Below are 7,591 nucleotides of genomic sequence, written 5' to 3' on the forward strand. Positions count from 1 at the left end.
ACAACATCCGATCAGGCTTTGATACCGGCACCTTCCGTAAAGATGGGGCCTGGCGACTCAGCCCGATCGCACACAGCCGATGAATTTATCTATGCCGATGAGATTAAGAAAGGTATAGATACTTATATCAAGGTACTCAACGAAGTGATCCTATAGTATAGGTATGAGAAAGCCTGCGCTGATCGTGATTGATGTTCAGAACGGTATAGATGAAGCAAGCCACTGGGGAGGCAATCGTAATAATCCGGAGGCTGAAGAAAATATAGGACTGTTGCTGAAAGCCTGGAAGAAAAATGATTTGCCCGTAATAATTGTGCAGCATTGTTCCGTTTCTCCGGCATCACCATTCAGGCCGGGATATACCGGCAATGAGCTGAAAGATTTTGTGAAGCCATATGCTGTCGGAAAGATCTTTCAAAAGTCAGCGACCAGTGCATTTATAGGAACCGATCTGCACAAGACTTTGCAAGATATAGGTATAGATGAACTTGTGATCACCGGTTTTGTAACCAATAATTCCGTGGAGGCAACGGCACGCATGGCGGGTGATTTGGGATATAAAAATATAGTAGTGTCTGATGCGACAGCAGCATTTGATAAGATAGCGATCGATGGAACGCACTATAGCTCGCAACAGGTTCACACCTTATCTTTATCACACTTAAAAGACGAATACGCCTCGATTCGCACGACAGATGAGGTATTGGCCTCGCTGATTATACCGATATAACGACTTGTGAAAATATAGTATATGAAACTCTGGCAAAAAGATAAAGCATCGCTCAAGGAAGTAGAGAAGTTTACCGTGGGAAGAGACCAGGAGATGGATATGTTTCTGGCTCCGTTCGATGTGCAGGGCTCGCTCGCACACATCACCATGCTGGAGTCCATCGGCTTGTTGGAGAAGAATGAACTTGCCATACTTTCTGCCGAACTTAAGAATATATACAAGCGCATCAGCGAAGGAACGTTCAAGGTAGAAGAAGGTGTTGAAGATATACACTCGCAGGTAGAACTTGAACTTACCAAAACGTTAGGCGATGTTGGAAAGAAAATTCACAGTGGCCGCTCGCGTAACGACCAGGTGCTGGTCGATATAAAATTATACCTGCGCCACGAGATAAAAGAGGTAACAGCAGAGGTAAAGAATCTCTTCGACTTATTACAGGTGCAAAGCGTTAAGTATAAAGATCACCTTCTCCCGGGTTATACGCATCTTCAACTCGCCATGCCATCCTCATTTGGGTTGTGGTTTGGAGCATACGCAGAAAGTCTGGTAGATGATGTGATCACCTTGCAGGCAGCGTATCGGGTAGTAAACAAAAATCCATTGGGTTCAGCAGCGGGGTATGGTTCTTCATTTCCCTTGAATAGAACCATGACCACGAAGTTGCTTGGATTTGAAGATCTTAACTATAATGTAGTATATGCGCAAATGGGGAGAGGTAAAACAGAGCGCATTGTTGCTTCAGCCTTGTCTAATATAGCTTCTACACTAAGTAAATTATCGATGGATGCGTGCCTGTTCCTGAATCAGAATTTTGGCTTTATCAGTTTCCCGGATGAGCTTACTACGGGTTCGAGTATTATGCCGCACAAGAAAAATCCCGATGTGTTTGAGTTGATCCGCGCACGTTGCAATCAGTTGGCAGCACTTCCCAATGATATAGCAATGTCAACCGTAAACCTGCCTTCCGGATATCATCGCGATATGCAGTTGTTGAAAGAAATTTTATTCCCGGCTATACAGCGATTGAAAGAATGTTTACGCATGGCGCAACTGATGTTGTCGAACATCAGTGTAAAAGAAAATATACTCGCAGACGAGAAGTATAAATTTCTCTTTAGTGTAGAGGAAGTAAACCGGTTGGTATTGGCAGGTATACCTTTCCGTGATGCTTACAAAAAAGTGGGTTTTGATATTGAGCAGGGTAATTATAATCCTCAGACTACCGTGCATCATACGCATGAAGGAAGCATTGGTAATCCCGGAACAGAAGCTATCAATACTATGATGCAACAGACACTTGCTTCATTCCGCTTTACCGATGCGGAGGAAGCTGTGCAGAAACTCGTTTCATAAATCCTGGTAGAAAAATATTAGCGCAAGCGCTGCGGACCTGATGTATTAGCAGCGCTTTCTTTTTTACTGTAAGTGTAGAATTTCATCAGCGATTTTACATGCTGCTGTTACCGTTGGAATGTTACGTATAAATTGTGCTTCACGCTATTGCTGAATCAACGGGCATGGTTTTTACTTTCTGATATAAATCAATCCATTGCTGCATGAACTTTACCAATATTTCTACGAGTCGCAGAAAATTTATTCAGCATGTGTCCGGGGCGATCGGAACATCGCTGTTTGCTTTTTCAGCTAAAACGGCAAACAGTTTTTCTTTTAGAGAAGAATTACCGGCAACGGCCGGGATTCAGCAGCCGGAGAAGCAACTGGGTATTGCATTGGTTGGTCTTGGTAAATATAGCACGGAACAACTGGCCCCGGCACTACAGGAAACAAAGCGTTGCAAGCTGGTTGGTATTGTAACGGGAACTCCGGAGAAAGCAGAAAAGTGGAAGAGCAAATATAGTCTTGTTGATAAGAATATATATGATTATCAGAATTTTGATTCGATCAAAAATAATCCGGATATAGATATAGTATATGTTGTGCTGCCCAACTCCATGCATGCAGAATATGTGATCCGTGCAGCAAAAGCAGGCAAGCATGTTATCTGCGAAAAGCCAATGGCTGTATCCGTGCAGGAATGTGAAGATATGATCAAGGCTTGTAAAGATGCCAGTCGTTTATTGTCCATCGGCTATAGATTGCATTTTGAACCGTACAATCTTACGATGGCCGAACTTGGTACAAAGAAAACCTACGGTGAAATAAAGCTGGTCACCGCCCGCGATGGTATGGATATAGAACCCAATGTGTGGCGGCTTAGTAAGAAAATGGCTGGCGGAGGTCCGTTGATGGATGTAGGTATATATTGTGTGCAAGGTGTGTTATATACCATGGGTAAATATCCGATCGCTGTTACGGCAAAAGAAGGACCTAAGACGGACATGAAGCGATTCAGTGAAGTGGAGCAGTCGTTATCATGGCAATTTGATTTTGCGGGAGGTGCTATAGCAAGTTGTGAAACCAGTTATGCCGATGAAATGAATTTTCTGCGGGCAGATGCTGAACGCGGATGGTTTCAGTTGGAGCCAGCGTATGAGTATAAAGGTATAAAAGGCGAGACAGCCAAAGGTAAACTTGATTTGCCTCACGTCAATCAGCAGGCATTGCAAATGGATGATTTTGCAACGTGTGTATTGCAGAATAAAAAAAGTAAAGTGCCCGGAGAAATGGGGCTTCGCGATGTAAAGATTTTAATGGCTATATATGAAGCGGCGCGAACAGGCAAGCGTATTGAATTGAAGAACCTTTAAAAATGTAATGCTATGAGAAATAATAAAGCGAGTACGGAAAACAAGGAGACAAAGCACAAGGGAGCGAAAAAGCTTCCGGGCGAATATCCACCAAGCGAGGATATTATGAATCCTGTGAACGAGGCAGAGCGTGTTCATGTAGACCTGGATGATCTCAGTCTTTCGCGGGCAACGTCTGCGGAAATAGTTGAGGATGCTCCAGCCCGACCGTTGGATGATAAATCTAATCTGACGAAAGAGGATAAAGAAGCTTTAGGTCCGAAAGACCTGAGCCTGGATCTGGGCGATGATGAACAACTTAAGCATCGCAGGTGGCCTGTAGACTTTGCTGCCCGCGATCTGGATATACCCGGAAGTGAGCTCGATGACCGTGACGAGGCTATAGGCTCCGAAGATGAGGAGAATAATTCCTATAGCGTAGGGGGCGACCGCCAGGAAAACCTGGAAGAGGATCCGATGCGATAATATATATAGTATCTCTGAATGCTGCAGGTATGAGTATATATCTGCAGACATTCAGGATGTAAGATATAGGATAATGAAAGCAACGATTATGAAACAAACTACTATAGCATCTGAAGAAGTGTCATCAGCACCAACATTGGTTGTATCGGTATCTACGATCACCAACGTGAATCCCGCAGAGCGTGCTATCTCTGTAATCAGTGGATTGGCATTAACAATAAGTGGTGTGAGACATTTTGGTAAAGGTAAAGGTATATCTTCTATTTTAGGAGGTGCTTATTTGTTGGCGCGGGGTATAACGGGTTATTGTGCTGTGAATGCATTGCTTCAAAAAGGTAAGCATGGAGGCATGGGTATATCTGAAGCTACCGGTACATTTAAAGTAGTAGCAGAATAGAACAAGGGGAATGTGTGGTTGTAAACAAAGTGAGGAGGGAACATGAAAGGTATATTTGTTTTTTGTATAATAGTATCGTCAGGTATATTATCGGTGCAGGCGCAGGTGAGTGATTCCAGTAAACGTACCAACAGCAGAAGGCCAACCATCAACCAAAGTCAGGCGAAGCCGAATAGCAAAGAGATGCTGGAGATTGAGTTGAATAAAAACCGGAATAAAGGAGCGCAGGTCGATACGTCCGGAACAAAGAGTGGTACAAATACCGGCAGCGCTAAAAATGTTCGCGATAGCTCGCAGCGCTCACCTAATATACCCGCCTTTGATGCCGGCACAAGTTCTGCAGGTTCACCCAGTCAATTGTCTGGAGATAATGGTAAACAACGCGATGGCACCAATACCGTTCAGCGAAGCTCCTATAACATGGCAGGCTCACCTCCACCACGAAAAAGTGCACGTGCCAGTAGTTCAGTAAAAGCAGGGAAGCCGGATGAGAAGAGCAAGGCCGAAAACAAATCGGCAGATACTGATAAGCGTAAAAAGAAATCCAAAAAGAAGGATAAAGACTGACGGTTGGTTAACTCGTAAAACTTGATGATTTTTGCGGCTAAGTTTCTAATAACATGCAGCCGCAAACAATTCTTTATATCATTCTGGCAATAACGGTGATCAGCTATATTTTTGATCAGGTGTTAGATTATATCAATCTCAAATCACAGCGTGAAGAAATTCCGGATGAGATAGCCGCATTCTATGATCGAGCGAAGTATATAACGTCACTTCGCTATCACCGCGAGCTTACTAATTTTTCTTTTATTACCTCGGGCTTCAGCTTTTTACTTTCTGCAATTATGCTGGTAACCGGTGGCTTTGGCTGGCTCGATACTTTGATGCGTAACTTTATCGGCAATGAAATTATACTGGCGCTGGTTTTCTTTGGTATCATCATGATCGTTTCGGATATACTCACGATCCCGTTTCAGTGGCACCGGGTATTTGTGATCGAAGAGAAATACGGTTTCAATAAGACTACCGTAAAGACATTTATAGCGGATAAGATCAAAGGATATATACTGGGTGGTTTGATCGGTGGTATATTATTAGCTGTGCTGATATACCTGGTGAAGACCATTGGCCCTGATTTCTGGATATGGTTTGCTCTGATTGCCTGTACATTTATACTGCTGATGAACATGTTTTATGCATCAGTAATTCTTCCGCTGTTCAATAAGCTCACGCCTCTTCCGGAAGGCGAGCTGAAGTCAGCTATCGAATCGTTTGCCCGTAAAGTAAATTTTCCGCTGGATAACATTTTTGTTATTGACGGATCAAAACGCTCCAGTAAAGCCAATGCATTTTTCTCTGGCATTGGAAAGAAAAAGAAAATTGTATTATACGATACACTGATTAACAATCACACAACGGATGAGCTGGTGGCCGTATTGGCTCATGAGGTGGGACACTTCAAGAAGAAGCACATTGTTTGGAGCTATATATTATCGGTGGTGCAAATTGTATTCATGCTCTTTGTGCTTTCGCAGATGATCTTCAATGAAAATCTTTCGCTTGCGCTGGGAGGCTCGCAGCAGGCTATACATCTGAACCTGATTGCCTTTGCCATTTTGTTTTCACCGGTATCAGGCATAACCGGTTTGCTGATGAGTATGTTGAGTCGCAAGAACGAATTTGAGGCCGATGCTTACGCGAAGCAAACGTATAATGGCACTGCCTTGGCCAATGCCCTGAAGAAGTTGTCAGTAGATAGTCTGAGTGATCTGTATCCACATCCCTGGTATGTGTTCTTTCATTACTCTCATCCTCCGTTATTGAAACGTCTGGAAGCCATTAACCGCTGATAAGAAAAGCGTGTGATGTTTCGAGTGAAATGCAGTATCTTGATTACGGCCGTTGGATCTGTGCTGAGCGATAGGTGAGAAGTATATATACCAGTATCAGACGCTATTCTAAAACATTGCATGCATCGCAGACAATTTATAAAAACTGCTGCAGCAACCGGTACTGCCTGGGTTGCTGCTCCGCTTATACATGTTATAGGCAAAGACAAAAAATATAGGACAGCACTCATTGGCACTGGCTGGTGGGGAGGCAATATACTTCGCTGTGCGATTCAGGCAGGCGAAAGTAAAATTGTAGCGTTATGCGATGTAGATGCCAGTCAGTTAGCGAAGACTGCAGAAGAGGTAAAGAAACTGAGTGGAGAAACGCCAAAGCAGTATCGTGATTACCGCGAGTTGTTAAGCAAAGAGAAGCCGGAGATTGTTATCGTAGCTACGCCTGATCATTGGCATCCATTAATAGCGATAGCAGCCATGGAAGCAGGCGCACATGTATATGTAGAGAAGCCGATCTGCCACACGATCAATGAAGGTAAAGCGATGGTGGCGGCTGCGCGCAATACACAACGTATCGTGCAGGTAGGCACACACAGAAGAGTATCGCCTCACAACGTATCGGGTATGCAGTTTTTGAAATCAGGCAAAGCCGGAAAGATAGGGATGGTACGAGCCTTTGTACATTATCCCGGAGGTGCTGGTACCAGGACACCCGATAGTGAACCTCCTGCCGGACTTGACTGGAATATGTGGTGTGGTCCTGCTCCGTTGAATCCTTATAACAAAACAATTCATCCCAAAGGGTTTCGTTCGCATCTCGATTATGCGAATGGTCAACTGGGTGACTGGGGTATACATTGGATGGATCAGATCTTAATGTGGACGGAAGAGAAGCATCCGAAGAAAGTATTTTCGTCAGCAGGCAGGTTTATACGGGAAGATAGTACCGATGCGCCCGATACCCAGACCGTTAATTTTGAGTTTGAGTCTTTTATAGCTACATGGGAGCATCGCTTCTATGCGGGTAATGAAGCAGAGAAAACAAATATAGGTTGCTATTTCTATGGCACGGAAGGAACGTTCCACATGGGGTGGCTTGATGGCTGGACATTCTATCCATCGGATACAAAGAAGCAGATTATTCACCAGGAGCCTTCACTGGATGAACCTGATCAACAAAATATAGCCGGACTCTGGTCTAATTTTCTGCAGTCGATCAAGACCAATACATTACCGGTATGCGATATCGAGATAGGTCAGCGTTCAACCAACATGAGCTTGCTCGGAATGCTCAGTTGGAAACTCGGCAGAAGCGTTGACTGGAATGGAGAGAAAGGCATAATTGAACACGATGCTGAAGCAAATAAGTTATTAAGCCGTGCCTATAGGGGAGAGTGGACATACCCTGTATAGTTATATAGCTATAGTTAATCTTTGTGAA

At 43.9% G+C, this 7,591-nt stretch carries 8 protein-coding genes and 1 pseudogene; all 9 read left to right on the forward strand.

Annotated features, from left to right (window positions below):
- Positions 1 to 156: pseudogene (locus tag VIN08_RS00295) on the forward strand (acetylornithine deacetylase); the annotation flags it as partial.
- A gap of 7 nt (positions 157 to 163) precedes the next feature.
- On the forward strand, positions 164 to 730 hold the full coding sequence (locus VIN08_RS00300; RefSeq protein WP_331958482.1) for a cysteine hydrolase family protein: 567 nt from the start codon (positions 164 to 166) through the stop codon (positions 728 to 730).
- Positions 731 to 751: 21 nt separating this feature from the next.
- Positions 752 to 2,083, forward strand: coding sequence for an argininosuccinate lyase (gene argH / locus VIN08_RS00305; RefSeq protein ID WP_331958485.1), 1,332 nt, complete (start codon positions 752 to 754; stop codon positions 2,081 to 2,083).
- Between the two features lie 203 nt (positions 2,084 to 2,286).
- The gene (locus VIN08_RS00310) at positions 2,287 to 3,438 is read left to right on the forward strand and encodes a Gfo/Idh/MocA family oxidoreductase (protein ID WP_331958488.1); all 1,152 of its coding nucleotides are present in this window, start codon (positions 2,287 to 2,289) and stop codon (positions 3,436 to 3,438) included.
- Positions 3,439 to 3,450: 12 nt separating this feature from the next.
- Positions 3,451 to 3,903 carry a hypothetical protein gene (locus tag VIN08_RS00315; protein WP_331958490.1) on the forward strand — a complete coding sequence of 151 codons (453 nt, stop codon included), beginning with the start codon at positions 3,451 to 3,453 and terminating at the stop codon, positions 3,901 to 3,903.
- A gap of 73 nt (positions 3,904 to 3,976) precedes the next feature.
- On the forward strand, positions 3,977 to 4,300 hold the full coding sequence (locus VIN08_RS00320) for a DUF2892 domain-containing protein (protein WP_331958493.1): 324 nt from the start codon (positions 3,977 to 3,979) through the stop codon (positions 4,298 to 4,300).
- A gap of 42 nt (positions 4,301 to 4,342) precedes the next feature.
- Complete coding sequence (locus tag VIN08_RS00325; protein WP_331958496.1) at positions 4,343 to 4,867, forward strand: hypothetical protein; 525 nt, start codon at positions 4,343 to 4,345, stop codon at positions 4,865 to 4,867.
- 53 nt (positions 4,868 to 4,920) lie between these two features.
- A complete protein-coding gene (locus tag VIN08_RS00330) occupies positions 4,921 to 6,153 on the forward strand; it encodes a M48 family metallopeptidase (RefSeq protein WP_331958498.1) in 1,233 nt (410 codons plus the stop codon).
- Between the two features lie 120 nt (positions 6,154 to 6,273).
- Complete coding sequence (locus VIN08_RS00335) at positions 6,274 to 7,563, forward strand: Gfo/Idh/MocA family oxidoreductase (RefSeq protein ID WP_331958501.1); 1,290 nt, start codon at positions 6,274 to 6,276, stop codon at positions 7,561 to 7,563.
- The last annotated feature ends 28 nt before the right edge of the window (positions 7,564 to 7,591 follow it).

The organism is Ohtaekwangia sp. (assembly GCF_036568665.1).
GTDB lineage: Bacteria > Bacteroidota > Bacteroidia > Cytophagales > Cyclobacteriaceae > Ohtaekwangia.